18 protein-coding genes, 2 tRNA genes and 1 pseudogene are annotated in these 25,492 nt (G+C 72.0%); 18 read left to right on the top strand and 3 right to left on the bottom strand.

Annotated elements, in window-relative coordinates:
* Positions 1-71: 71 nt before the first annotated feature.
* From ASC56_RS32150 to ASC56_RS32110, 9 genes are all read left to right on the top strand, one after another.
* Positions 72-1,046, top strand: coding sequence for a LysR family transcriptional regulator (locus ASC56_RS32150; RefSeq protein WP_055495119.1), 975 nt, complete (start codon positions 72-74; stop codon positions 1,044-1,046).
* Positions 1,047-1,548: 502 nt separating this feature from the next.
* Positions 1,549-2,931, top strand: a complete 1,383-nt coding sequence (locus ASC56_RS32145) for a NarK/NasA family nitrate transporter (RefSeq protein WP_055495118.1) — start codon at positions 1,549-1,551, stop codon at positions 2,929-2,931.
* A 202-nt stretch (positions 2,932-3,133) separates the two neighbouring features.
* On the top strand, positions 3,134-4,285 hold the full coding sequence (locus tag ASC56_RS32140) for a uroporphyrinogen-III synthase (protein WP_055495117.1): 1,152 nt from the start codon (positions 3,134-3,136) through the stop codon (positions 4,283-4,285).
* 280 nt (positions 4,286-4,565) lie between these two features.
* Positions 4,566-5,153, top strand: coding sequence for an ABATE domain-containing protein (locus tag ASC56_RS32135; RefSeq protein ID WP_055495116.1), 588 nt, complete (start codon positions 4,566-4,568; stop codon positions 5,151-5,153).
* A 461-nt stretch (positions 5,154-5,614) separates the two neighbouring features.
* Complete coding sequence (locus tag ASC56_RS32130; protein ID WP_055495115.1) at positions 5,615-6,151, top strand: sigma-70 family RNA polymerase sigma factor; 537 nt, start codon at positions 5,615-5,617, stop codon at positions 6,149-6,151.
* On the top strand, positions 6,148-6,957 hold the full coding sequence (locus ASC56_RS32125) for an anti-sigma factor (RefSeq protein ID WP_199836120.1): 810 nt from the start codon (positions 6,148-6,150) through the stop codon (positions 6,955-6,957). Before ASC56_RS32130 ends, ASC56_RS32125 begins: the two co-directional genes overlap by 4 nt.
* A 149-nt stretch (positions 6,958-7,106) precedes the next feature.
* Positions 7,107-9,416 (top strand): UvrD-helicase domain-containing protein, encoded by a 2,310-nt coding sequence (locus tag ASC56_RS32120; protein WP_055495161.1) that lies wholly within the window; start codon positions 7,107-7,109, stop codon positions 9,414-9,416.
* Positions 9,417-9,806: 390 nt separating this feature from the next.
* Positions 9,807-11,231: an NAD-dependent malic enzyme gene (locus ASC56_RS32115; RefSeq protein ID WP_055495113.1), complete on the top strand. Its 1,425-nt coding sequence runs from the start codon at positions 9,807-9,809 to the stop codon at positions 11,229-11,231.
* Between the two features lie 393 nt (positions 11,232-11,624).
* On the top strand, positions 11,625-11,906 hold the full coding sequence (locus ASC56_RS32110; protein ID WP_007498188.1) for an HU family DNA-binding protein: 282 nt from the start codon (positions 11,625-11,627) through the stop codon (positions 11,904-11,906).
* Positions 11,907-12,077: 171 nt separating this feature from the next.
* Here the strand turns inward: ASC56_RS32110 and murA are convergent, their stop codons facing one another.
* On the bottom strand, positions 12,078-13,418 hold the full coding sequence (murA, locus tag ASC56_RS32105) for a UDP-N-acetylglucosamine 1-carboxyvinyltransferase (protein ID WP_055495112.1): 1,341 nt from the start codon (positions 13,416-13,418) through the stop codon (positions 12,078-12,080).
* Positions 13,419-13,669: 251 nt separating this feature from the next.
* On the opposite strand from murA, the gene ASC56_RS32100 reads away from it, so the two are divergent.
* From ASC56_RS32100 to ASC56_RS32070, 8 genes and pseudogenes are all read left to right on the top strand, one after another.
* The gene (locus ASC56_RS32100; RefSeq protein ID WP_055495111.1) at positions 13,670-14,242 is read left to right on the top strand and encodes a YqgE/AlgH family protein; all 573 of its coding nucleotides are present in this window, start codon (positions 13,670-13,672) and stop codon (positions 14,240-14,242) included.
* A 29-nt stretch (positions 14,243-14,271) separates the two neighbouring features.
* A complete protein-coding gene (locus tag ASC56_RS32095; RefSeq protein ID WP_079102844.1) occupies positions 14,272-14,550 on the top strand; it encodes a DUF3039 domain-containing protein in 279 nt (92 codons plus the stop codon).
* Between the two features lie 403 nt (positions 14,551-14,953).
* Positions 14,954-15,321 (top strand): annotated as a pseudogene (locus ASC56_RS42390) (hypothetical protein); the annotation flags it as partial.
* 4 nt (positions 15,322-15,325) lie between these two features.
* The gene (locus ASC56_RS32090) at positions 15,326-16,942 is read left to right on the top strand and encodes a beta-N-acetylhexosaminidase (protein ID WP_055495160.1); all 1,617 of its coding nucleotides are present in this window, start codon (positions 15,326-15,328) and stop codon (positions 16,940-16,942) included.
* A gap of 277 nt (positions 16,943-17,219) precedes the next feature.
* The gene (locus ASC56_RS32085) at positions 17,220-18,113 is read left to right on the top strand and encodes a xanthine dehydrogenase family protein subunit M (protein ID WP_055495109.1); all 894 of its coding nucleotides are present in this window, start codon (positions 17,220-17,222) and stop codon (positions 18,111-18,113) included.
* Positions 18,110-19,642: a 2Fe-2S iron-sulfur cluster-binding protein gene (locus ASC56_RS32080; RefSeq protein WP_055495108.1), complete on the top strand. Its 1,533-nt coding sequence runs from the start codon at positions 18,110-18,112 to the stop codon at positions 19,640-19,642. The genes ASC56_RS32085 and ASC56_RS32080 overlap by 4 nt, the downstream gene beginning before the upstream one ends.
* Complete coding sequence (locus ASC56_RS32075; RefSeq protein WP_055495107.1) at positions 19,639-21,948, top strand: xanthine dehydrogenase family protein molybdopterin-binding subunit; 2,310 nt, start codon at positions 19,639-19,641, stop codon at positions 21,946-21,948. Before ASC56_RS32080 ends, ASC56_RS32075 begins: the two co-directional genes overlap by 4 nt.
* A gap of 136 nt (positions 21,949-22,084) precedes the next feature.
* Positions 22,085-23,251, top strand: coding sequence for an SUKH-4 family immunity protein (locus tag ASC56_RS32070; RefSeq protein WP_055495106.1), 1,167 nt, complete (start codon positions 22,085-22,087; stop codon positions 23,249-23,251).
* A gap of 148 nt (positions 23,252-23,399) precedes the next feature.
* Here the strand turns inward: ASC56_RS32070 and ASC56_RS32065 are convergent.
* Both ASC56_RS32065 and ASC56_RS40815 read right to left on the bottom strand, forming a co-directional pair.
* Positions 23,400-23,474: transfer RNA gene (locus tag ASC56_RS32065), tRNA-Cys, on the bottom strand.
* 8 nt (positions 23,475-23,482) lie between these two features.
* Positions 23,483-23,580: transfer RNA gene (locus ASC56_RS40815), tRNA-OTHER, on the bottom strand.
* 309 nt (positions 23,581-23,889) lie between these two features.
* On the opposite strand from ASC56_RS40815, the gene ASC56_RS32060 reads away from it, so the two are divergent.
* Positions 23,890-25,335 carry an MFS transporter gene (locus tag ASC56_RS32060; protein WP_055495105.1) on the top strand — a complete coding sequence of 482 codons (1,446 nt, stop codon included), beginning with the start codon at positions 23,890-23,892 and terminating at the stop codon, positions 25,333-25,335.
* Positions 25,336-25,492: the final 157 nt, after the last annotated feature.

Genomic DNA, 25,492 nt, shown 5'->3' with positions numbered 1-25,492 from the left:
GCCCGCCCGCCGACCCCCGGTCCAACACCTGCTCCGTGGCGATTGACGCACCTCGGTTGTAGGTTCGCCGGATGCCCGCCGCAGCTGTCGACCCCCGCCTGCTCCGCTCCTTCCTCGCCGTCGCCGAGGAGCTGCACTTCACGCGCGCCGCGGCCCGCCTGTACGTGGCCCAGCAGGCGCTCAGCCGTGACATCCGCCGGCTGGAACGGGAGCTGGGCGCCGAGCTGTTCGTCCGTACGACCCGGCAGGTGGCCCTGACCCCGGACGGTGCGCGTCTGCTGCCGCACGCCCGCCGCGTACTGGACGCGCACAGCGCGCTGCTGACCGCGTTCGGGCGGGGCGGTGACCCGGAGCGGCCCCTGCTCGTGGACGTCAACAGTCCGGGGCTGTTCGGCATCCGGGTCCTCGACCGGGCCCGTGAACTCGTCCCGGACATCGAGCTGATGGCCCGCTACGAGAGCGGGCTGACCGGGGCCGCGGCCGAGATGCTCGCCGGGCACCTGGACGCGTCGTTCGGACGGTTCGCCGGGCTCGACCCGGCGGTCCGGGCGCGGCTGGACCAGCAGCCGGTGCGGTACGAGCGGATGGCGATCGTCCTGCCCGAAGGCCACCCGCTGGCCGCGCTCCCGGAGGTGCCGCTGTCCGCACTGACCGGTGAGACGGTGTACGCGGGCGCCGGGAACCCCCGGACGCCGGAGTGGACGGACCTCGCGCGCCGACTCTTCGAGGACCGCGGCATACGGATCGCCCCGCCCGCACCGCTGGCCGTCGGCGTGGAGGAATTCCAGCGGATCATGGCGAAGAAGGGGAACCCGATCCTCGCGGTGGTGGACTTCCCGCCCATGCCGCGCACGGTCCTGCGGCCGCTGGTCGACCCGGTTCCGCTGTCACCCGTGTCGCTGGTGTGGCGCAAGGGCCTGACGCATCCCGGAATCGACGCGCTGCGACGGGCGGCCGTCGAACTGGGGGAGGCGGGCGGGTGGTTGAGGCCGCCGGACGGGGGGTGGATCCCGGCCGGGGACGCGCTCGTCATGAACGGCCCGTGAGGACGGGTTCGGCGACGGCGGGACCCGGGCCTGTCAGGACGGGGCGGCGACGGCGGGACCCGGGCCTGTCCGGGGAGCCGGTACGGTGCCGGACAGCCCCGGGGGGCCGGGGTGCTCGGGACTGCGGGAGGACGTGGGCTGGGCCCCGCGGGCCGGTGGACCGCGAGCCGGACCGCGTGATCGGACGCCGGCAGACCGTCCTGGACGGAGCCACCGGCCAGCAGCACCGACGTGTGGTCCGGCAGTCGATACGGCTCGGCCGAGAGTCAGCCAGGTGAGGCCGCTGTCGCCGAGCGCGGGATGCGCGCCGCGCAGGCCCAGGGCCCCCGGTCTCGGCAGCAGCCCCCACGGCTCGCGCTTCCCTCACCGCGCCCCCGGGCGCCGCGTGAGAGCAACGTTCCCTTCCGGTCACTGGCAGCCACAGGGCGGTAACGCGCTCTCCCTACCTTCGGGACTCATCACCGCGTACGACACCCGGGCACCGGACAACCGTGGAGGCGCCATGACGGCCCCGAGCACAGCCCCCGCATCGAGCAGGTCAGGCCACTGGATCGAGCACTGGGACCCGGAGGACGAGGCATTCTGGGCCGAGACCGGGGAGAAGACCGCCCGGCGGAACCTCGTCTTCTCCGTCCTCTCCGAGCACATCGGGTTCTCGGTCTGGACCCTGTGGTCGGTGCTCGTGCTCTTCATGGGCCCCGAGTACGGGCTGAGCCCCGCCGACAAGTTCCTGCTCACCTCCATGGTCACGCTCGTCGGCGCCGTCGTGCGCGTGCCCTACACCTTCGCCGTCGCCGTCTTCGGCGGGCGCAACTGGACGATCATCTCCGCGAGCCTGCTGCTGATCCCGACGATCGCCGCGTTCACCGTCATGCACCCCGGCACCTCCTTCGCCACCTTCCTGTGGACCGGACTGCTCGCCGGCATCGGCGGCGGCAACTTCGCCTCCTCGATGACGAACATCAACGCCTTCTTCCCGCTGCGGAAGAAGGGGTGGGCCCTCGGGCTCAACGCGGGCGGCGGCAACATCGGCGTGCCCGTCATCCAGCTGGTGGCGCTCGCCATCATCGGGGCCGGCGGCGGTCCGCGGGTGCTGCTCGGTGTCTACATCCCCCTCGTCGTCGTCGCCGCCGTCCTCGCCGCCCTGTTCATGGACAACATCGCGTCCGTGCGCAACGACACCGGGGCCGCCAGGGACGCCGCGAAGGACATCCACACCTGGATCATGTCCTTCCTCTACATCGGCACCTTCGGGTCCTTCATCGGCTACAGCTTCGCCTTCGGGCAGGTGCTGCAGAACCAGTTCGGGCGGACCCCGCTCCAGGCGGCGTACCTCACCTTCATCGGCCCGCTCCTCGGCTCCCTCGTCCGCCCGGTCGGCGGTCGGCTGGCCGACCGCTACGGCGGCGCGAAGATCACCCTGTGGAACTTCGTGGCCATGGCCGCCGCGACCGGGGTCCTGGTCGTGGCGGGCATGCGGAAGTCGCTGCCGCTGTTCGTCGCCGTGTTCGTGGTGCTGTTCGTGCTCAGCGGGCTCGGCAACGGGTCGACGTACAGGATGATCCCCGGGATCTTCCAGGCCAAGGCCGTCGCCAGGGGACTCCGGGGCGAGGAGGCCGCGGCCTACGGCCGGCGGCTGTCCGGGGCCTCCATGGGACTCATCGGGGCCGTCGGCGCGCTCGGCGGCGTCGGCATCAACCTCGCCTTCCGCCAGTCCTTCCTCTCCTACGGCTCCGGCACGGGCGCTTTCGTGGCCTTCCTCGCCTTCTACGCCGTGGCCTTCGCGGTCACCTGGGCCGTATACCTTCGCCGTCCCGGCGCCGAGGCTCGGGCCGAAGCCGCCGCCTCGGAGGCGCAGCCGCAGCTCGGCTACGCGGAGGTGTGAGTCCGTGTCCGCCCCGGGGGACCACCCTCGGACCCGCGGCCGGAACCTGGGGGTCCGCCCGGTGCTCCGGTGTCCGGAGCGGGATCGGTAACACCGGTGACATGCGGCCGAACCGAGTCCGTCATGCGCCGTTGACAGGCTCGATCGGCATCCAGGCACGACCGGTCCGACCGGTACGACCACTCGAGTGCGGGACGGGGCCATGTACGACAACCAGCAGCGACCAGAACACGGCCCGCTCGCGGGATTCACCGTGGGTGTGACGGCCGCGCGGCGGGCCGACGAGCTGGGCGTCCTGCTTCAGCGGCGGGGCGCGGCCGTCCTGCACGCCCCGGCCCTGCGCATCGTGCCGCTCGCCGACGACGGTGAGCTGCTCGCGGCCACCAAGGAACTGATCGACCGGGCGCCGGACATCGTGGTCGCCACCACCGCGATCGGCTTCCGCGGCTGGATCGAGGCCGCCGACGGCTGGGGGGTGGGGGAGGACCTGCTCGGCACGCTGCGCGGGGTGCGGCTGCTCGCGCGCGGCCCCAAGGTCAAGGGCGCGATACGGGCCGCCGGGCTGACCGAGGAGTGGTCGCCCACCTCCGAGTCGATGGCCGAGGTCCTCGACCGGCTGCTGGAGGAGGGCGTCGACGGCGGCCGCATCGCCGTCCAGCTGCACGGCGAACCGCTGCCCGGCTTCGTGGAGGCGCTGCGGGCCGGGGGCGCCGAGGTCGTCGGGGTGCCGGTGTACCGGTGGATGCCGCCGGAGGACATCGCGCCCGTCGACCGTCTCCTCGACGCGACCGTCACCCGTGGCCTGGACGCGCTCACCTTCACCAGCGCGCCCGCCGCCGCGTCCCTGCTCTCCCGCGCCGAGAAGCGCGGGCTGCTGCCCGAACTGCTGGCCGCCCTGCACCACGACGTGCTGCCCGCCTGCGTCGGACCCGTCACCGCGCTGCCGCTCCAGGCCCGTGGCGTCGACACCCTCCATCCCGAACGCTTCCGGCTCGGACCGCTCGTCCAGCTGCTGTGCCAGGAAATGCCCGCCCGGGCCCGTACGCTGCCCATCGCCGGCCACCGGGTCGAGATCCGGGGTCACGCCGTGGTGGTGGACGGGACGCTGCGGCCCGTACCGCCCGCCGGTATGTCCCTGCTGCGCGCGCTGTGCCGGCGGCCGGGCTGGGTGGTCGCCCGGTCCGAGCTGCTGCGGGCGCTGCCGGGCGCCGGACGGGACGAGCACGCCGTGGAGACGGCGATGGCCCGGCTGCGTACGGCGCTGGGGGCGCCCAAGCTGATCCAGACGGTCGTCAAGCGTGGTTACCGGCTGGCGCTCGACCCGGCCACGGACTCCAAGTACGCCGACGCGTGAGCCCTTTGACACGGCGTCGGCCCGCGTCTGCCGGGCGGAGTGCGGAGGTGGGCGGGGAACGGCGTCGGCGCGGAGACATCGCCGGGACGCGCGGCGGCCGCACAAGCGGGCGTCCATGGTGGAGGCGGGGGCGCCCGGGGCCTTCCCGGGGTGTGTGAGGGCGGGCACTGTAGGGGTACGAACGGGGGTACGAACCCCCGCACTCTTGCGCTGACATGTCCCCTCGGCGGACCTCACCGGCCGCCGCTCGCGGCGGCAACTCCAAGGCGGTGACAGGCACATGGCATCCGGCACGGCCACGGCCCCGTACGAGCTGCGCTTCGACTCCGGTCGGATCTGCCTGGACCTGCTGGCGACGACACATCCCGGGGAACGGCTCGACTCGGCGGAGCGGTTGCGGGCGTGGATCGCCGGGGCCGGGCTGGTGCCGGCGGGTACGCCGCTGGCGGGTGTGGACGCGGGGTGGCTGTCGGCCTTTCGTGAACTGCGGTGGAACATCGGCCAGTTGGTGGGCGGGGAGCTGGCGGGGCAGCCGGCGGACGAAGCGCTCGCGTGGGTCAACGCGGTGGCGCGGCAGGCGCCGCCGGTGCCGTGCGCGGTCCGTGCGGAGGACGGCGGGCTGGTACGGCGGTTGCGCGCGCGGCCGGACTGCGGGGAGTTGCTGGCCGCGGTGGCCCGCGAGGCGATCGAGCTGCTCACGGACCCCCGGGCCCGGGCGGGCCTGCGGCAGTGCGAGGGCGACAACTGCCCCCTCGTCTACCTGGACACGTCGCGTGGGCGCCGCCGCCGCTGGTGCTCCAGCGAGGTGTGCGGCAACCGCGAACGCGTGGCCCGCCACCGCCGCCGGGCCGCACTGACCCGCGCCTGACGCGGCGGGGGAACAGCGGGCCGTGCGGACTTGTCGGCACGGGAAAGCGACCCTCGGAGTAAATGGGGGAATCCGTAGAACTCGGTGAAAACGGGCCAGTCATGGCAAACCGCGGCTGAATTCGGCCGCACCCGCCCGCGGTCTCGACAATTCCTCCATCGAAGTCAGGCCAAATTTTCACACGACGATCAAGCGGCACCCGGAAGTGAAGCCTCCGATGGCTGTGACCTGCGTCTCTCCGGGGTGGTGGCCGTATGTCCCCTTGGCGGAGAAATGGGTGCCCAGGCGCCTGGCCTTTCACACCTCTTCCCAGAAATTTGTGGTGTCACTTTGAACACGGCGGCCCCCGTCTGCGTACCCGGATGTGAGCGACCGACTGGGGGAACCCCCAGACACCGGAGGTAGGCGTGCGCAAGGATTCCGCCGTGGCTGATGAACGAAGGCCAAGGGCCCGACATCGCATGACCTCGTCCTCGTCGTCCTCGTCGACGGAGCCGGACGAGGAGCTGATGCGCGCCCTGTATCGAGAACACGCGGGACCCCTGCTCGCCTACGTGCTGCGCCTGGTCGCCGGAGACCGGCAGCGCGCCGAGGACGTCGTGCAGGAGACGCTCATCCGTGCCTGGAAGAACGCCGGTCAGCTCAATCGAGCGACCGGTTCGGTACGCCCCTGGCTGGTGACGGTCGCCCGGCGCATCGTCATCGACGGCCACCGCAGCCGGCAGGCCCGGCCGCAGGAGGTCGACCCGTCGCCGCTGGAGGTCATCCCCGCGGAGGACGAGATCGACAAGGCGTTGTGGCTGATGACACTGTCTGACGCGCTGGACGACCTGACCCCGGCTCACCGGGAGGTCCTGGTCGAAACGTACTTCAAAGGGCGTACGGTCAATGAGGCGGCCGAAACGCTCGGCATCCCCAGCGGAACGGTGCGCTCCAGGGTGTTCTACGCCCTGCGGTCCATGAAGCTGGCACTGGAGGAGCGGGGGGTGACGGCATGAGCAATATGTACGGGGGACTCGGCACCGGTGGCCCGGAAGCCGTAAGAGGTCCCCAGGGTCAGGGCGACATCCACGAAACCGTCGGCGCCTACGCTCTCGGCATCCTCGACGACGCCGAGGCGACCGCCTTCGAGGCGCACCTCGCCACCTGCGACTGGTGCGCGCAGCAACTCGACGACCTCGCGGGGATGGAGCCGATGCTGGCCGCGCTCGCGGACCTGCCCGGCAGCCAGGGCACCCCGGCCATCGGCGAGTCCCTGTCCGCCAAGCCCAGCCCACGGCTGGTCGAGCGGCTGGTCGACGAGGTCTCCGAGCGGCGCGCGCAGAAGCGCCGGCGCGGCTTCTACCTCGTGGCGGCGGCGGCCGCGCTGATCATCGGCGGCCCGCTCACCGTGATGGCGGTGAACGGCGGTGACAGCGCCACCACCGACCCGATGGCGGCCGGTCCGGCCAAGCAGGCCTTCCAGGTCATGAGCGACAAGGTCTCGGCGACCGACCCGAGCACCAAGGTCAACGCCGTGGTCGCGATGGAGTCCAGGGACTGGGGCACCCACGCCGTCCTTCAGCTGAAGAACGTCAAGGGTCCGCTCAAGTGCTCCCTGATCGCCGTCGGCAAGAACGGCGAGCGTGAGACGATCACGTCCTGGTCCGTCCCGAAGTGGGGCTACGGCATCCCGAACGCCAAGACGGAAGAGGCGAAGAACCCGCTCTACGTGCACGGGGGCGCCGCCTTCACGCCGAACGAGATCGACCACTTCGAGGTCATGACGTTCGACGGCAAGCGGCTGGTGGAGGTGAACGCCTAGGCGTTCGCGCAGCTGCCCGATCACCTCCCGCGGCATACGCTCGACTGTGCCGCGGGTCGACGCGTGCGGGGGCCCGGAGCAGGCCGTAGCCTGTGCGGGCCCCCTTCGCGTACGGTGGACGGCTGCTCAGCACGTCAGAAGGGGGTCCGGTGGCCGCTCAGGTTCAACAGGAAACCGCGCTCGGCCCGGTCGGCAAGTCCGCGCACGACTCGCTCCGCGACCGGGAGATCAGCGTCGAACAGGAACACCTGGACCGGGTGTACCGGCGCCTCGAGGAGAAGATCCACGAGGCGGAGTTCCTGATGAACGACGCCGCCAAGCGGGGTCACGTCGGCACGCCCGGGGCGCTGGCCGAGCGGGACGCGCAGGTCTTCCGGGCGGGTGTCCATCTGAACCGGCTGAACAACGAGTTCGAGGACTTCCTCTTCGGCCGGATCGACCTGCTGCCCGGCAAGGACGGCAAGAGGGGCCCGGACGGCGCGTACACGGCCGTCGAGCCCGCCGAGGGCGCGGTGCGCGCCGACAACACCGCGGACATCGCCGAGACCCTGCACATCGGGCGCATCGGTGTCCTCGACGAGGAGTACGCGCCCCTGGTCATCGACTGGCGGGCACCCGCCGCGGCCCCCTTCTACCGCTCCACGCCGGTCGACCCGGGGCGGGTCGTGCGCCGCCGGGTCATCCGTTCCAAGGGCCGCAGGGTACTCGGCGTCGAGGACGACCTGATGCGCCCCGAGCTGAAGGCGACCCTCGACGGCCACGAACTGCCGGTGATCGGCGACGGCGCCCTGATGGCCGCGCTCGGCCAGGCCCGCACCCACACCATGCGGGACATCGTGGCGTCCATCCAGGCCGAGCAGGACCTGGTCATCCGGGCCCCCGCCGCCTCCGTGACATATGTGGAGGGCGGCCCCGGCACCGGCAAGACGGCCGTCGCCCTGCACCGGGCCGCCTACCTCCTCTATCAGGACCGGCGCAGATACGCGGGCGGCATCCTGATCGTCTCGCCCACACCGCTGCTGGTCGCGTACACCGAGGGCGTGCTGCCGTCCCTCGGCGAGGAGGGCCAGGTCGCGATCCGCGCCATCGGCTCGCTCGTCGACGGCGCCGGGGCCACTCTGTACGACTCCCCGTCCGTGGCGCGTGCCAAGGGCTCGTACCGCATGCTCAAGGTGCTGCGGAAGGCCGCCCGCGGAACCCTGGAGCTGAACGATTCGCCGAGCCGGCTGAGGGTCGTCGCCTTCGGCCGCCGGATCGAACTGGAGGCCGAGGAGCTGGAGCGGATCCGGCACAACGCCCTGAGCGGCACCGCCCCGGTGAACCTGCTGCGACCCCGCGCCCGCAAGCTGCTCCTGGACGCCCTGTGGGCGCGCTCCGGCGCGGCCGGCCGGCACACCGACCCCGAGCTGGCGGCCGAATTGCGCTCCTCCTTCGACGAGGACATCACCTCCGAGGACTCCTTCCTGGCGTTCCTGGACGCCTGGTGGCCCGAGCTGACCCCGCGCGCCGTGCTGGACGCGATGGCCGACGAGAGGCGGCTGGGCCGCTGGGCACGGCGCATCCTCACCCCCGGCGAGGTGCGCAAGGTCGCGCGTTCCCTGAAGCGGGTCGGGCTGTCCGTGCACGACGTGGCGATGCTCGACGAGCTGCAGGCCATCCTCGGCCTGCCGGCCCGCCCGAGGAAGAAGCGCGAGCTGGACCCGCTCGACCAGCTGACCGGGCTGGAGGAGCTGATGCCCGTACGCGAGGAGTCGCAGCGCGAGCGCGCCGAGCGGCTGGCGCAGGAGCGGACCGAGTACGCACATGTGATCGTCGACGAGGCGCAGGACCTCACCCCGATGCAGTGGCGGATGGTCGGGCGCCGGGGCCGGCACGCGACCTGGACGGTGGTCGGCGACCCCGCCCAGTCGTCCTGGTCCGACCCGGACGAGGCGGCGCAGGCCCGGGACGAGGCGCTGGGCACGCGTCCGCGCCGACGCTTCAGGCTCACGGTCAACTACCGCAACCCGGCGGAGATCGCCGAACTGGCCTCGAAGGTGCTCGCCCTCGCGATGCCCGGTTCCCAGGCGCCCTCGGCCGTCCGCTCCACGGGCGTCGAGCCCCGTTTCGCGGTCGCGGAGGACTCACTGGGGCAGGCCGTCCGGAGGGAGGCGGCCCGGCTGCTCGACCTCGTCGACGGCACGGTCGGCGTGGTCGTCGCCATGAACCGGCGCGAGGAGGCGGCCCGCTGGCTGAACGGGCTCGGCGACCGGGCGGTGGCGCTCGGCAGCCTGGAGGCCAAGGGCCTGGAGTACGACGCGACGGTCGTCGTCTCGCCCGCGGAGATCGCCGACGAGAGCCCCGCCGGGCTGCGCGTGCTGTACGTGGCGCTCACCCGGGCGACGCAGCAGCTGACGGTGGTCTCCGGCGAGCGGGACGAGCCGGACCCGACCGGGGTCCCGGACCTGCTGCGGGACTGACCCCCGGGCCCGGAGCGAAATGAACTTCCGCCATGGGAATGGCCCTGCCGGATCCGTTTGTTAGCCTTGATGTGGCACCGGCCCGATCCAAGCCCCCGGGCCCAACCTTCGTCGCTTCGAGCGACCACTTGCCGCGAGGCGAGCATGGCGGGTCGGTGTCACTGAACGTCCGAGAGGTCCGCGTCACGTGGTGACGCGGACCTCTCGCGTTCGCCTCGACACCTCTTTTGCCGCCTGATCGATTCTCGTATGGTGGAAGTCATCTTCCGAAAGTGCACGGTGCTGGGGAACACAACGTTCGCAATCCGGGGCGGCTACCACGTACTCCCCGGTAGGTGCGACGATCGGACGGCACATTTCGCGACACGGTGAAAGCAGAGGAAGTCGGCCATGGCAACGGCGCCCAGCGTCTCCTACTCGATGACCATCAGGCTGGAGGTGCCCGCGAGCGGAACCGCCGTCTCGCAGCTCACCACCGCCGTGGAGTCCTCCGGAGGCTCGGTCACCGGCCTCGACGTCACCGCGTCCGGCCACGAGAAGCTGCGCATCGACGTCACCATCGCGGCCACCTCGACCTCCCACGCGCAGGAGATCGTCGAGAAGCTGCGCGGCATCGAGGGCGTGACGCTGGGCAAGGTCTCGGACCGTACGTTCCTCATGCACCTCGGCGGCAAGATCGAGATGGCGTCGAAGCACCCCATCCGCAACCGTGACGACCTCTCCATGGTCTACACCCCGGGTGTGGCGCGCGTGTGCATGGCGATCGCGGAGAACCCGGAGGACGCCCGGCGCCTCACCATCAAACGCAACTCCGTTGCGGTCGTGACGGACGGGTCGGCCGTGCTGGGCCTCGGCAACATCGGCCCGAAGGCCGCGCTGCCCGTCATGGAGGGCAAGGCGGCCCTCTTCAAGCGCTTCGCCGGCATCGACGCCTGGCCGATCTGCCTCGACACCCAGGACACCGACGCGATCGTCGAGATCGTCAAGGCGATCGCCCCGGGATTCGCCGGCATCAATCTCGAGGACATCTCCGCGCCCCGCTGCTTCGAGATCGAGGCCCGCCTGCGCGAGGCCCTCGACATCCCCGTCTTCCACGACGACCAGCACGGCACCGCGATCGTCGTCCTCGCCGCCCTCACCAACGCGCTGCGTGTGGTGGGCAAGGCGATGGAGAACGTGCGCGTCGTGATGTCGGGTGCCGGCGCGGCCGGTACGGCGATCCTCAGGCTGCTGCTCGCGGCGGGCGTGAAGAACGCCGTCGTCGCCGACATCCACGGCGTCGTGCACATCGGCCGCGAGGACCTGGTGGAGGCCCCCGTCGACTCGCCGCTGCGCTGGATCGCCGACAACACCAACCCCGAGGGCCTGACCGGCACGCTCAAGGAGGCCGTCCACGGCGCCGACGTCTTCATCGGCGTCTCCGCCCCGAACGTGCTCGACGGCGACGACGTGGCCGCCATGGCCGAGGACGCGATCGTGTTCGCGCTCGCGAACCCGGACCCGGAGGTCGACCCCGCAATCGCTCGTCAGACGGCGGCCGTTGTGGCCACGGGCCGTTCCGACTTTCCCAACCAGATCAACAACGTCCTGGTGTTCCCGGGCGTCTTCCGCGGTCTGCTGGACGCCCAGTCCCGCACGGTCAACACGGAGATGATGCTGGCCGCCGCGACCGCGCTGGCGGACGTGGTGACCGAGGACGAGCTGAACCCGAACTACATCGTCCCGAGCGTGTTCAACGACAAGGTCGCGGGTGCCGTCGCCGGGGCGGTGCGGGACGCCGTGAAGGCGGCCGGGGCGTCGGCGACGGCCGAGTAGCCGTCCGGCGGCGGCCTGTGCCGGGGCTGCCGCTCCGATGCGCGGCTGTGACCATTGCCACGGTGGCCATGGAACCGGCGCGTCGCGGAACCCGGGGCCCTGGCCGCCCTCTAGGGTGGCGGCCAGGCGCAGGCCCCACGACCTGCGGTCCGTTGCCGAGAGTGGACCGAGCGTCACCGCGGCGAGCCGGTGGCGCTCTTCGTGTGACTCCCAAGGGTGTTCTCACGACTCCTACGGGTGCCGGATTGGCTTTCCCGCCGCAGGTGGGGGCAGGATGCGTCTTCGGGCGCGAGGGTCTGACGACGGACCCGGGTCCGGGGACTCACCGAAGACCCTGGCAGCATCGGCTTCGATCTCACGCCTCAACGGCAAGAAGAACACGGGAGTAACAACATGAACCGCAGTGAGCTGGTGGCCGCGCTGGCCGACCGCGCCGAGGTGACCCGCAAGGACGCCGATGCCGTGCTGGCCGCGTTCGCCGAGACCGTCGGCGAGGTCGTCGCCAAGGGCGACGAGAAGGTCACCATCCCTGGCTTCCTGACCTTCGAGCGCACCCACCGTGCCGCTCGCACCGCGCGCAACCCGCAGACCGGCGACCCCATCCAGATCCCGGCCGGCTACAGCGTGAAGGTCTCCGCGGGCTCCAAGCTCAAGGAAGCCGCCAAGGGCAAGTGACCTTGCCGTGGTACGCCACCGGACGGCGTACCAGGCCGTACCGCCAAGGGACGGCGTAACGAGGCCCGGTGACGCACCTCGGGACGGCGTACGGGCCCAGTAAGGCCAAAGGGGCGGTCACCCGAACCGGGTGACCGCCCCTCGCGTACGTACGACGCTCCCGGGGAGCCGTCAGCCGAGTGACTTGCCGGGCAGTTCGACCTTCGCGCCCAGTTCCACCAGCTTCTCCATGAAGTTCTCGTAGCCGCGGTTGATCAGTTCGATTCCGTGGACCCGGGACGTGCCCTGGGCCGCCAGGGCCGCGATCAGATACGAGAAGCCGCCGCGGAGGTCGGGGATGACCAGGTCGGCGCCCTGGAGCTTCGTCGGGCCCGAAACCACCGCGGAATGCAGGAAGTTGCGCTGGCCGAAGCGGCAGTCCGAGCCGCCGAGGCACTCGCGGTAGAGCTGGATGTGCGCGCCCATCTGGTTGAGCGCGGAGGTGAACCCGAGGCGGGACTCGTAGACCGTCTCATGGATGATCGACAGTCCCGTGGCCTGCGTCAGGGCGACCACCAGCGGCTGCTGCCAGTCCGTCTGGAAGCCCGGGTGCACGTCCGTCTCCAGCGCGATGGACTTCAGCTGCCCGCCGGGGTGCCAGAAGCGGATGCCCTCGTCGTCGATCTCGAAGGCGCCGCCCACCTTGCGGTAGGTGTTCAGGAACGTCATCATCGAGCGCTGCTGGGCGCCGCGGACGTAGATGTCGCCCTCGGTCGCCAGCGCGGCCGACGCCCAGGACGCGGCCTCCAGACGGTCCGAGATGGCGCGGTGGGTGTACCCGCCGAGCTGGTCCACGCCGGTGATGCGGATCGTGCGGTCGGTGTCCATCGCGATGATCGCGCCCATCTTCTGCAGTACGCAGATGAGGTCCTCGATCTCGGGCTCCACGGCCGCGTTGGAGAGCTCGGTGACGCCCTCGGCCAGGACGGCCGTCAGCAGCACCTGCTCGGTCGCGCCGACGGACGGGTAGGGCAGCCGGATCTTCGTGCCGCGCAGGCCCTTGGGCGCCTCCAGGTACTGGCCGTCCGCGCGCTTCTCGATGACCGCTCCGAACTGGCGCAGCACGTCGAAGTGGAAGTCGATGGGCCGGCCGCCGATGTCGCAGCCACCGAGGCCCGGGATGAACGCGTGTCCCAGACGGTGCAGCAGCGGCCCGCAGAAGAGGATCGGGATGCGCGACGAGCCCGCGTGCGCATCGATGTCGGCGACGTTCGCGCTCTCTACGTGCGTGGGATCGAGGACCAGCTCGCCCGGCTCCTCGCCCGGACGGACCGTCACGCCGTGCAGCTGCAGCAGCCCGCGCACCACCCGTACGTCGCGGATGTCGGGGACATTGCGCAGCCTGCTCGGCGCACTGCCCAGCAGGGCGGCGACCATGGCCTTCGGTACGAGGTTCTTCGCACCGCGGACACGGATCTCGCCCTCCAGCGGGGTGCCGCCGTGGACAAGCAGGACATCGTCGTTGACGGTCATGAATCTCGCGTTCCGTGGAGTTGGGCAGGTTCCGAAGACGTAAGAGTAATGGCCGCCTACCCCCCTTCAGTAAGCCCAAGTACCTCCCGGCAAGGTCATGGATTCGCCACAACACGAACCGTGCGGAACCGGGCACCTGCCGTTACCATCACGACCGTGCGCCCGTGTGCGCCCCCGTGCTCTGAGCTGCCTTCACCCGCGTACCGGGATTGCCTCCCCATCCGAGGGCAAGATGCGGGATCATGTCTGGCATGACCGAGGTGTCCTCGCTCACAGGGCGGTTGCTCGTGGCCACGCCCGCCCTGGCGGACCCGAACTTCGACCGCGCGGTGGTGCTCCTCCTCGACCACGACGAGGAGGGCTCGCTCGGTGTCGTCCTCAACCGGCCCACCCCCGTGGACGTGGGCGACATCCTGGAGGGCTGGGCGGATCTCGCGGGCGAGCCCGGCGTCGTCTTCCAGGGCGGACCGGTGTCGCTGGACTCGGCGCTGGGCGTCGCGGTGATCCCCGGCGGCGCGACCGGGGAGGGCGCCCCACTCGGCTGGCGGCGGGTGCACGGCGCGATCGGCCTGGTCGACCTGGAGGCCCCGCCGGAGCTGCTCGCCAAGGCGCTGGGCTCGCTGCGCATCTTCGCGGGGTACGCGGGATGGGGACCGGGTCAGCTGGAGGACGAGCTGGTGGAAGGGGCGTGGTACGTCGTCGAGTCGGAGCCCGGCGACGTGTCGTCCCCCGCGCCGGAGAGACTGTGGCGGGAAGTGCTGCGCCGTCAGCGCAGTGAGCTGGCGATGGTGGCCACCTACCCGGACGACCCTACGCTCAACTGAAGCGAGTGAGCTTCAGTACTCTTGGCGGTATGAGCACTCTTGAGCCCGAGCGCGGTACTGGTACGGGGACCCTCGTAGAGCCGACGCCGCAGGTGTCGCACGGCGACGGTGACCACGAGCGCTTCGCCCACTACGTCCAGAAGGACAAGATCATGGCGAGCGCCCTCGACGGCACGCCCGTCGTGGCGCTGTGCGGCAAGGTGTGGGTCCCGGGCCGCGACCCGAAGAAGTACCCCGTCTGCCCCATGTGCAAGGAGATCTACGACTCCATGGGCGGCGGCGACGAGGGCAAGGGCGGCGACAAGTAGCCGACCGGCTCGACGTCCGACAACTGCCGGGCCTCCGGGGTGCGATTCGGCGCGCCCCGGGGGCCTTCGTGTCGTCCGCCGATGATCCGCCGCCGTTCCGGTGGCGCTCCGGCGTCGCACGGGGTGCTCCGGGTGGTCACAGAGTGGTTGAGCACTCTTGTCGACATGTTCATGGAGTCCCTAGTCTCCGTTGTGCAGAGCAGAACAGCCATTGCATGTGTTGCAACGCTCGCCCTCGGAGGACGCTCCATGAGGCTCCCTGCCCGAACCGCCGCACCACCGGCCGCCCAGGTGGTCGCGGCGCACGTATGGCCCTTCCAGGAGGTCGACAGGGGGTCGGGTCCGCAAGGCCCGGGGATCCGGTCAGGAATTCGGCGGGTACTTCCTTCACTTCCTCGACCACTTCCTCGACGGCCTTCTCGCGGCGGACTGTGTGGTCGTCACCCCGGCGCTGATCGCGTTTCTCACGGCGACCGCCGTGACACGATTCCGCTCCGTTTCCGGACCCCCTCCTCTTCGTCCGGCGGATCCATTTCCCGACTTCCCGTTCGCCAAGTCGTTCATCGGCGGCGGCACTTCGCCGTCCACGCTTCCGACGGCACTCCTCGTGTTCCACAAGCCGGACCAGCCGGAGTCTTCTGCAAGCCCGACCAGCCGGACCGGGGCGGCGTGATGACGGCGTTCACGGTGATGACCATTCCCGTGCTGCTCCTCTTCGTACTCGTACAGCGTCGCCCGGTCTTCGGACCGGGCGGGGCGGTGAAGGACTGACGTGATGGAACTGATTCCGGCGCCGCGCGCCGTCGAGGGCCTCCGCGGCGGCGTTCCGCTCGACGGGGACACCGTCCTGTGGGCCGCACCCGGTACGGGAACCACGGAACGCTGGCTGCGCGCCACGCTCGGCACGGCTCTGGGCCTGCCGTTGCCGCCGGGCCCGGAGGACGGCCGCAACGCCGTACGGCTGTATCTGGACGAGACGCTCAAGCCGGAGGGATACACGCTCGGCGTCACCGCCGGCCGGGGTGTCGACATCCGGGGAGGCGGCGCGGCCGGTCTGTTCTGGGGCGCCCAGACATTCCGTCAACTGCTCGGCCCCGAGGCCTTCCGCCGTGCTCCGGTCACCGCGAAACGGGAATGGGAGGTGCCCGCCGTCACGATCCACGACGCCCCCCGCTTCCGCTGGCGCGGTCTCATGCTCGACGTCGCCCGGCACTTCATGCCCAAGGACGGCGTCCTGCGCTACCTGGATCTGATGGCCGCGCACAAACTCAACGTGTTCCACTTCCATCTCACCGACGACCAGGGCTGGCGTCTGGAGATCAAGCGTCACCCACGGCTCACCGAGGTCGGATCCTGGCGGGCGCGCACCAAATTCGGCCACCGCGCCTCGCCCCTGTGGGAGGAGAAGCCGCACGGCGGTTTCTACACCCAGGACGACATCCGCGAGATCGTCGCGTACGCGGCCGAGCGGCACATCACCGTCGTCCCCGAGATCGATGTTCCCGGACACAGCCAGTCCGCCATCGCCGCGTATCCGCAACTCGGCAACTCCGACGTCATCGACACCGCCGCCCTCACGGTCTGGGACGACTGGGGCGTCTGCAGAAACGTACTCGCGCCCACGGACGACGTCCTGCGGTTCTACGAGGGGGTGTTCGAGGAGGTCCTGGAACTGTTCCCGTCGGAGTTCGTCCACATCGGCGGCGACGAGTGCGCCAAGGACCAGTGGCGGCAGTCCCCGGCCGCCCAGGCGCGCATCGCGGAACTGGGGCTCGCCGACGAGGACGCGCTCCAGTCGTGGTTCGTGCGGCACTTCGACACCTGGCTGACCGCCCGCGGCCGCCGGCTCATCGGCTGGGACGAGATCCTCGAGGGGGGCCTCGCGGAGGGCGCCGCGGTGTCCTCCTGGCGCGGGTACGCGGGCGGCATCACCGCCGCGCGCGCCGGGCACGACGTCGTGATGTGCCCGGAGCAGCAGGTGTACCTGGACCACCGGCAGAGCGGCGGCGCGGACGAGCCGGTGCCCATCGGGTACGTGCGCACCCTGGAGGACGTCTACCGCTTCGAGCCGGTTCCGCCGCAGCTCACCGAGGAGCAGGCACGGCATGTCCTCGGCACCCAGGCCAACGTGTGGACCGAGGTGACGGAGGATCAGGCGCGCGTGGACTACCAGACCTTCCCCCGGCTCGCCGCCTTCGCCGAGGTCGCCTGGAGTGCCCTGCCCGCCCCCGCGGACCGTGACTTCGCGGACTTCGAGCGGCGGATGACCGCCCACTACCGCCGGCTCGACGCCCTGGGAGTGGCCTACCGGCCGCCCACGGGACCGTGGCCGTGGCAGCGGCGACCCGGTGTGCTCGGACGCCCGATCGAGGGTGCGCCCCCGAACGTGTGAGGCCACGCGCGACGGGCAGGCGGGGGACCGGACTCCCTGGAAGCGTGACCCCGCATGGGAGAAGTCGCACAAGGATCGCCGAAGGCGGCAATTCGTTCCCATCGGCGATGTCGTGGCAAACCGGACCATCCCCCTGGTGAGGGGGGCGAATGCCTCCTAGCGGACCCCCGCGTCGGGGGCCGGGAAAGATGTGCCAGAGTTGCCACGTCCGCCCTGTGAGCACGTACCGTACGGCCACAGGTGGGACCAGGTGGGGCAGCGGGAAGGGGCAGCCGGTTTGACCACGCACGCACCGCAGGCGGCGCAGGCCGTGACGCTGCCCGCCTCACTGGACGAGGCCGTGGAGGCCCTCGCGGCCACGCCGGCCGCCGTTCCCGTGGCGGGTGGCACCGACCTCATGGCCGCGGTCAACTCCGGACAGCTGCGGCCCGCCGCGCTGGTCGGTCTCGGCCGTATCAGCGAGATCCGCGGCTGGCAGTACCAGGACGGCCACGCGCTGCTCGGCGCCGGCCTCACCCACGCGCGCATGGGGCGCCCCGACTTCGCGGCCCTCATCCCCGCTCTCGCGGCGGCGGCGCGCGCGGCCGGACCGCCGCACATCCGCAACGCGGGCACCCTCGGCGGCAACATCGCCTCGGCGGCCCCCACCGGTGACGCGCTACCGGTGCTGGCCGCGCTGGAGGCCACGCTGATCATCGCGGGCCCGGGCGGAGCCCGCCGGGAGATCCCGGTCTCGCACCTGCTCGCGGGCGTCGAGATGCTGCGCGGCGGTGAACTCATCGGCTACGTACGCGTGCCGCTGCTGCACGCCCCCCAGGTCTTCCTGAAGGCGACCGGGCGCACCGGCCCCGGGCGTGCCATCGCGTCCGTGGCGCTCGTCCTCGATCCGGCCCGCCGTGGTGTGCGGTGCGCCGTCGGGGCCATAGCGCCGATGCCGCTGCGCCCCCTGGAGGCCGAGCAGTGGGTCGCCCAGCTCATCGACTGGGACAACAACCGCGCGATCGTCCCGGAGGCGCTCTCCGCCTTCGGCGAGTACGTCGCCGCGGCCTGCATCCCCGATCCGGCCCCGGCGGAGGACGGCAGCGTGGAGCAGTTGCCGTCGGCCGTACTGCACTTGCGGCGTACCGTCGCCGCGCTGGCCCGACGAGCACTGGGGAGGGCACTGTCGTGACCGACGACCAGCACCGGGACGGCACCCCTCGGGGGGGCACCCACGGATCCTGGGAGCGGCTGCCGCAAGGGGACTACGACGACGGCGCCACCGCCTTCGTCCAGCTCCCCGAGGGCGGTATCGACGCCCTCCTCGCCTCCTACAGCCCGCTGGCGGCACCCGGCCACGGCTATGTGCCGCCCACGTTCACCCCGGCCGAGGAGGGCACGGAACCGGCGGCGGGCGGCACCTGGGCGGCGCCCGCCGAGGGCGCCCAGTGGCCCGACCCGAACGCCGCCCACCACGAAGGTGCCGGCGACCGGTTCACGTACCACCCCGGCGCGACCGGGCAGTGGACCTTCGAGGACGCCGCCCCGGCACAGGAGGCCTCCGGGCCGGGACACGACGTCACCGGGCAGTGGTCGATCCCGGTGGCGGGTGGCGATCTGCCGGACGAATCGGGCGAGTTCAGCACGTCGTCGCTCGTCGAGCAGTGGGGCGGCACCCCGCCCGCGACCCTGCCGGGCGGCGCGCCCGCGCCCTGGGCGACGGAGGCGGCCGGCCGGCCGTGGCCGGACAGCACTCGGGAGAGCGCCGCGGAGGCGCCCAGCGAGGCTCTCGGGGAGCCGTCCGGCGGGACGTACGAGGACACCCGGGCGGCTGGTGCCCCGGAGGAGCCCGAGGCCGTCCAGGCGCCGTCAGGGCCCGCCGACGCGCCCGACACCGAGGAGACACCGGTCCCCGAACAGGCAGCGGATCGCGAACCGGTCACCGCCAGGTCCGAACCGCGGCGCGAACCGGCACCGGAGGCCGCCACCGGCCCCGAGCCGGCACCGGAGACCACCGCCGCGCACGAGGCATCCGAGCGGGCCCAGGAGCCCGCGCCCCCGCACGACGAGCACCCCCTGGCGTCGTACGTCCTGCGGGTGAACGGCGCGGACCGGCCCGTCACCGAAGCGTGGATCGGCGAGTCGCTGCTGTACGTGCTGCGCGAGCGGCTCGGTCTGGCCGGTGCCAAGGACGGCTGCTCGCAGGGCGAGTGCGGCGCCTGCAACATCCAGGTCGACGGACGGCTCGTCGCTTCCTGCCTGGTGCCGGCCGTCACCGCCGCGGGCAGCGAGGTGCGTACGGTCGAGGGCCTGGCCGTCGACGGACAGCCCTCCGACGTGCAGCGTGCGCTCGCCAGGTGCGGTGCCGTGCAGTGCGGGTTCTGCGTGCCCGGTATGGCCATGACACTCCACGACCTCCTGGAGGGCAACCCCGCGCCCACCGACCTGGAGACCCGCCAGGCCCTGTGCGGGAACCTGTGCCGCTGCTCCGGCTACCGGGGCGTCCTGGACGCCGTCAGGGAGGTCGTCGCCGAGCGCGAGGCGGCCCACACCGAGAGCGAGTCGGCACCGGACGCCGAAGAGCCGCGCATCCCGCACCAGGCGGCCCCCGGGGCGGGCGGCGTCCACCCCTCCGCCTTCGAGCACTTCGAGAACTTCGAGCACTTCGAGAACACAGCCCCGAACGAGCACCCGTACGGCCAGGACGGAGGCCAGGCGTGAGCAACGAAGCCGCCACCGCGACCACTGCGGCGGCCGCACCCGCCCCCGAGCCGCTGCCGCACGGCCTCGGCGCCTCGCTGCCGTCCACCGACACCCGCGCCAAGACCGAGGGCACCTTCCCGTACGCGGCCGATCTGTGGGCCGAGGGCCTGCTGTGGGCCGCCGTACTGCGCTCCCCGCACCCGCACGCGCGCATCCTGTCCATCGACACCAGCCACGCGCGCGAGATGCCCGGCGTCCGGGCCGTCGTCACCCACGAGGACGTACCCGGTGGGGCGTTCCACAGCCGCGGCGCGGCCGACCGCCCCGTCTTCGCCTCCGAGGTCGTGCGCCACCACGGCGAGCCCCTCGCCGCCGTCGCCGCCGACCACCCCGACACCGCGCGCATGGCCGCCGCCGCGGTCATCGTCGAGTACGAGGTGCTCGACCCGGTGACCGACCCCGAACAGGCCTTCGAGGCCGAACCGCTGCACCCCGACGGCAACCTGATCCGCCACATCCCGCTGCGTCACGGCGACCCCGACGCGATCGGCGACGTCGTCGTCGAGGGCCTGTACCGCATCGGCCGTCAGGACCCCGCCCCGATCGGCGCGGAGGCCGGGCTCGCCGTGCCCCGCCCCGACGGCGGGGTCGAGCTGTACGTCGCCTCCACGGACCCGCACGCCGACCGCGACCGGGCCGCGGCCGTCTACGGCCTCGAACCGGAGCGGGTGAAGGTGGTCGTCACCGGGGTGCCCGGCGCCACCGCGGACCGCGAGGACCAGGGCTTCCAGCTCCCGCTCGGGCTGCTCGCCCTGAAGACCGGATGCCCGGTCAAGCTGACCGCGACGCGCGAGGAGTCCTTCCTCGGGCACGTCCACCGCCACCCCACCCTCCTGCGCTACCGGCACCATGCGGACGCCGAGGGCAAGCTGGTGAAGGTCGAGGCGCAGATCCTGCTGGACGCGGGCGCCTACGCGGACACCTCCTCGGACGCGCTCGCCGCCGCGGTCTCCTTCGCCTGCGGCCCGTACGTCGTCCCGAACGCCTTCATCGAGGGCTGGGCCGTACGCACCAACAACCCGCCCTCGGGCCATGTGCGCGGCGAGGGCGCGATGCAGGTGTGCGCGGCATACGAGGCCCAGATGGACAAGCTCGCCAAGAAGCTGGGCCTCGACCCGGCGGAACTGCGGCTGGTCAACGCCATGGCGACGGGCGACGTCCTGCCGACCGGCCAGACGGTGACCTGCCCGGCGCCGGTGGCCGAACTGCTCCAGGCGGTACGGGAGCACCCGCTGCCGCCGCTCCCCAAGGACACCCCCGAGGAGGAGTGGCTGCTGCCCGGCGGCCCCGAGGGCGCGGGCGAACCCGGTGCCGTGCGCCGCGGTGTCGGCTACGCCCTGGGCATGGTGCACCTGCTCGGCGCGGAGGGCGCCGACGAGGTCTCCACCGCGACGGTGAAGGTGCACGACGGCGTGGCGACGGTCCTGTGCGCGGCGGTCGAGACCGGTCAGGGCTTCACCACGCTGGCCCGGCAGATCGTCCAGGAGACGCTCGGCATCGACGAGGTGCACGTGGCACCGGTCGACACGGACCAGCCGCCGGCCGGCGCGGGCTGCCGGGGCCGCCACACCTGGGTGTCGGGCGGCGCGGTGGAGCGCGCGGCGAAGATGGTCCGTACCCAGTTGCTGCAGCCCCTCGCGCACAAGTTCGGCATGTCCACCGAGCTGCTCCAGATCACCGACGGCAAGATCACCTCGTACGACGGCGTGCTGTCGACGACGGTCACCGAGGCTCTGGAGGGCAAGGAGCTGTGGGCCACCGCGCAGTGCCGTCCGCACCCCACGGAACCGCTGAACGAGACGGGCCAGGGCGACGCCTTCGTGGGGCTCGCGTTCTGCGCCATCCGCGCCGTGGTGGACGTGGACATCGAGATCGGCTCGGTACGCGTCGTGGAACTGGCGCTGGCCCAGGACGTGGGCCGGGTGCTGAACCCGGCGCAGCTCGCCGCGCGCGTGGAGGCCGGCGTCACCCAGGGCGTGGGCATCGCGCTCACGGAGAACCTGCGCACGGCGCGCGGCCTGATCCGCCACCCCGACCTGACGGGCTACTCCCTGCCGACGGCCCTGGACGCGCCCGACATCAAGATCGTCAAGCTGGTCGAGGAACGGGACGTGGTCGCGCCCTTCGGCGCGAAGGCGGTCAGCGCGGTGCCCGTGGTGACGTCGCCGGCGGCGGTCGCCTCCGCGGTGCGCGCGGCGACCGGCCGCCCCGTCAACCGCCTGCCGATCCGCCCGCAGGCGGCGGTGGTGACCAACCCCACCTGACGCACGCCGTCCGATGCTTCCTGCCGTTGTCAGTGGGGCCGCGTAGGGTTCTGGGCGTTGGGGGAGAGCCGTTCGACGGCGGGGGCGTCCTCCGGGGTTCGGTGACGCTCCGGGGACAAGCACGCGGGGGGAATCGATGAACACGACGGACGTCGGCGGTGTGATCACGCTGACCGAGGCGGACCTGGATCCGTATGTCACGCACGCGCAGACGCGGCGCCTGTTGACGGGTCCCGGACTGCCGTCGGGCAGCGCCCTGCTGGGATTCGGGGCACTGCGCGGGCGGCCCGCGCTGCGGCGGGTCGCCGAGCTGGTCGAGGACGCCGAGAAGCTCGCCGAGGAGCTGCGCGACCAGCTGGTCATAGGGGCGCTGCGCAGCCTCGACCGCGACCTGGAGTCCCTGGTGCTGGACGGTGCCACGGGTGAGGTCTTCACGACGTACGTGTTCCCGCGTCACCCCGGCCTGATGGACCTCTCACCGCTCGCGCCCTCCCTGGAGGCACTGCTGCGGTTCGCGGCGACGACGGACGAACTGACCGCGTTCCACGGCCGGTTCGCGCCTGGGTACGGCCCGAAGGCGGTGGCGCAGGCGTCCGAGCGGCTGGCGACGTTGTTCGCCGACGGCTCCGGGGAGGACCCGGCGCCGTACTGGCGGATGGCCGCGCTGATCCGTCCCCTCGCCCGAATCGCACGCCCCGGCACGGGCCTCGCGCTCGACCTGCCGCCGCGGCTGCTGGACGAGGAGTTCGGCTCCGCCGCGATCGTGCGCTTCGAGGACGTCGACTTCCCCGGCGCGCTCACCCACGCGCCGACCCGCCGCTTCCTGCGCGACGTGGGCCTCCCGGAGGACGGCTACTGGTACGAACTGGACACGGACGTGCCCCTGCCGACCCTGACCGAGTACTACGCGGAGGAGGGCGACGTCACCGCGGACGAACTGCCCCACGGGGCGGACCGTCTGATCCGGCTCGGCCATCTGCTGGAGGACACGAGCCTGGTGGTCGACGGTGCCACCGGAGCGGTGCTCTGCTGGAGCGAGCCCGACGCGATCCTGCGTCCCCTGAACGCGGACATCTCCACACTCGCGTTCACGGTCTGGCTGGTGCACCGGGAGAAGGCACTCGACGAGGACCACGGCCTGACGGACTCGTACGAGCAACTGGCCGCCACGATGGCCGAGACGCTCGCGATGGTCGACCCGATAGCGTGCGACCCCACCCCGAGAACCCCGGAGGACGACGGCCGACGCTACTGGCCGGAGGCCTTCGAGGACCAGGCGGGCGGCGGGCTGTACGCCTGGTAGGGCAATCCACAACGGGTCGGAGCCGCGCGAACGGCGTATCGCTCCGAGACCTGTCGGAGCGTCGGTCGGCGCTCCCTACTCCCCGACCTGCAACCGCTCGGCCTCTCGGCCGACCACCCGCCAGTGGCCGGCCGGAAGCGCCGGGTCATGGAGGCCGTGGCGGGATTCGAACCCACGTAACTCGCTTTGCAGGCGAGCCCCTGAACCACTCGGGCACACGGCCATGCGTCTCGGCCGTGGCGGGAGTCGGACCCGCGTAACTCCCCGCGGGCGGAGCCCGCTGATGGATGCTGCGCAGGCGAGCCCCTGAACCACTCGGGCACACGGCCTTGCGTCTCGGCCGTGGCGGGAGTCGGACCCGCGTAACTCCCCGCGGGCGGAGCCCGCTGATGGATGCTGCGCGGGCGAGCCCCTGAACCTCGGGCACACGGCCAAGATCAGGTGCGGCACGGCTCACTCGTTCCGACCTGACGCCATTGACCGTAGGGCGAGGTGATCGAGGGGCTCAAGAGGACCGCGGGCGCTGCAACGGGACTGCCATACGCCGTTCACGAAAGGACGGTCGTAGGACCAAGGGCCGACGCGATCACCGTCTCCCGACAGGAGTCAATCCGCTCCGAGCCCCTTACGCTGCCTGCATGGCAGCCCTGGAACCCCGAGAAACCGACGTCACCGGCACCGCTTCCGACTCCTCGGACCACGCCACCGGTGTACTGAGCCGGCCGTACCGGTCCCTGAGCATCGGCATCGTCTCGGTCGTCATGCTCATCGCCTTCGAGGCGACGGCCGTCGGCACCGCGATGCCGGTCGCGGCGCGGGATCTGGACGGGCTGTCCCTCTACGCGTTCGCGTTCTCCGGATACTTCACGACCAGCCTGTTCGGCATGGTGCTGGCCGGGCAGTGGTCCGATCGCAGTGGCCCGCTCGCCTCGCTGACCTGTGGCATCGCCGCCTTCGCGGCCGGTCTGCTGCTGTCCGGCACGGCCGGGGCGATGTGGCTGTTCATCGTGGGGCGGGCCGTGCAGGGGCTCGGCGGCGGACTGGTCATCGTCGCCCTGTACGTGGTCGTGGGCCGCGCCTACCCGGAGCGGCTGCGATCGGCCATCATGGCGGCCTTCGCGGCGAGTTGGGTGGTCCCCTCGGTGGTCGGTCCGCTGGCGTCGGGGGCGGTGACCGAACAGCTCGGCTGGCGCTGGGTGTTCATCGGCATCCCCGTCCTTGTGGTGTTCCCGCTGGCGCTGGCGCTGCCCCAGATACGGCGCCGAGCGGGCGGCCCCGCCGGAGAGACCGTCGCGGCCCCCTTCGACGCCCGCCGCATCCGGCTGGCGCTCGGCATCTCGCTGGGCGCGGGACTCCTCCAGTACGCGGCCCAGGACCACGACCGCCTCTCGCTCGTCCCCGGCCTCGCGGGTGCCGCGCTGCTCGTCCCCGCCGTGCGCGGACTGCTGCCCCGCGGCACCTGCCGGGCGGCCCGCGGACTGCCCTCCGTGGTGCTGCTGCGCGGGGTGGCGGCGGGCGCCTTCATCTCGGCGGAGAGCTTCGTCCCGCTCATGCTGGTCACCCAGCGCGGACTGTCGCCGACGCTGGCCGGGTTCTCACTCGCGGCGGGCGGCGGCGCCTGGGCGCTGGGCTCGTACGTGCAGTCGAGACCGCGCGTGGAGCCGTACCGGGAACGGCTGATGACGCTGGGCATGCTCGTCGTCGCCGCCGCGATCGCCACCGCGCCCAGTGTGCTGATCCATGCGGTGCCGGTCTGGACCGTCGCCGTCGCCTGGGGGTTCGGCTGCTTCGGCATGGGCCTGGTCATCTCCTCGACCAGTGTCCTGCTGCTGGACCTGTCCGCACCCGGTGAGGCGGGCGCCAACTCGGCCGCCCTGCAGATCTCCGACGGCCTCTCCAACGTCCTCCTGCTCGCCGCGGGCGGCGCCGCGTTCGCCGCGCTCGGCGGCGGCACCGTCGCCCGCACGGCCACCGGGGCGACCGCCGGCGGCTCCCACCCGGCGGCCTTCGCGGCGGTGTTCCTGCCGATGGCTGCGGTGGCGCTCCTGGGCGCCTGGGTGACGACCCGGCTACGCGAGCGCTGACCCCGGGGGAACGGAACCCGGTGATCCGTGAACACGGACCCGGTGATCTGTGACCCCTGTCGCACCGGGGCCGGATGCGGCGCCGTTGCCCCGAGTGGCGGGTGAGCACACCGGTAGGGTGGCCCGGTTGTCATACGTAGCCGAGCCGCCCGAATCG

This window comes from Streptomyces sp. TP-A0356 (assembly GCF_001417775.1).
Lineage (GTDB): Bacteria > Actinomycetota > Actinomycetes > Streptomycetales > Streptomycetaceae > Streptomyces.
The sequence above is the reverse complement of the archived record's forward strand: the minus strand, read 5'-3'. Positions and strand labels throughout refer to the sequence as shown.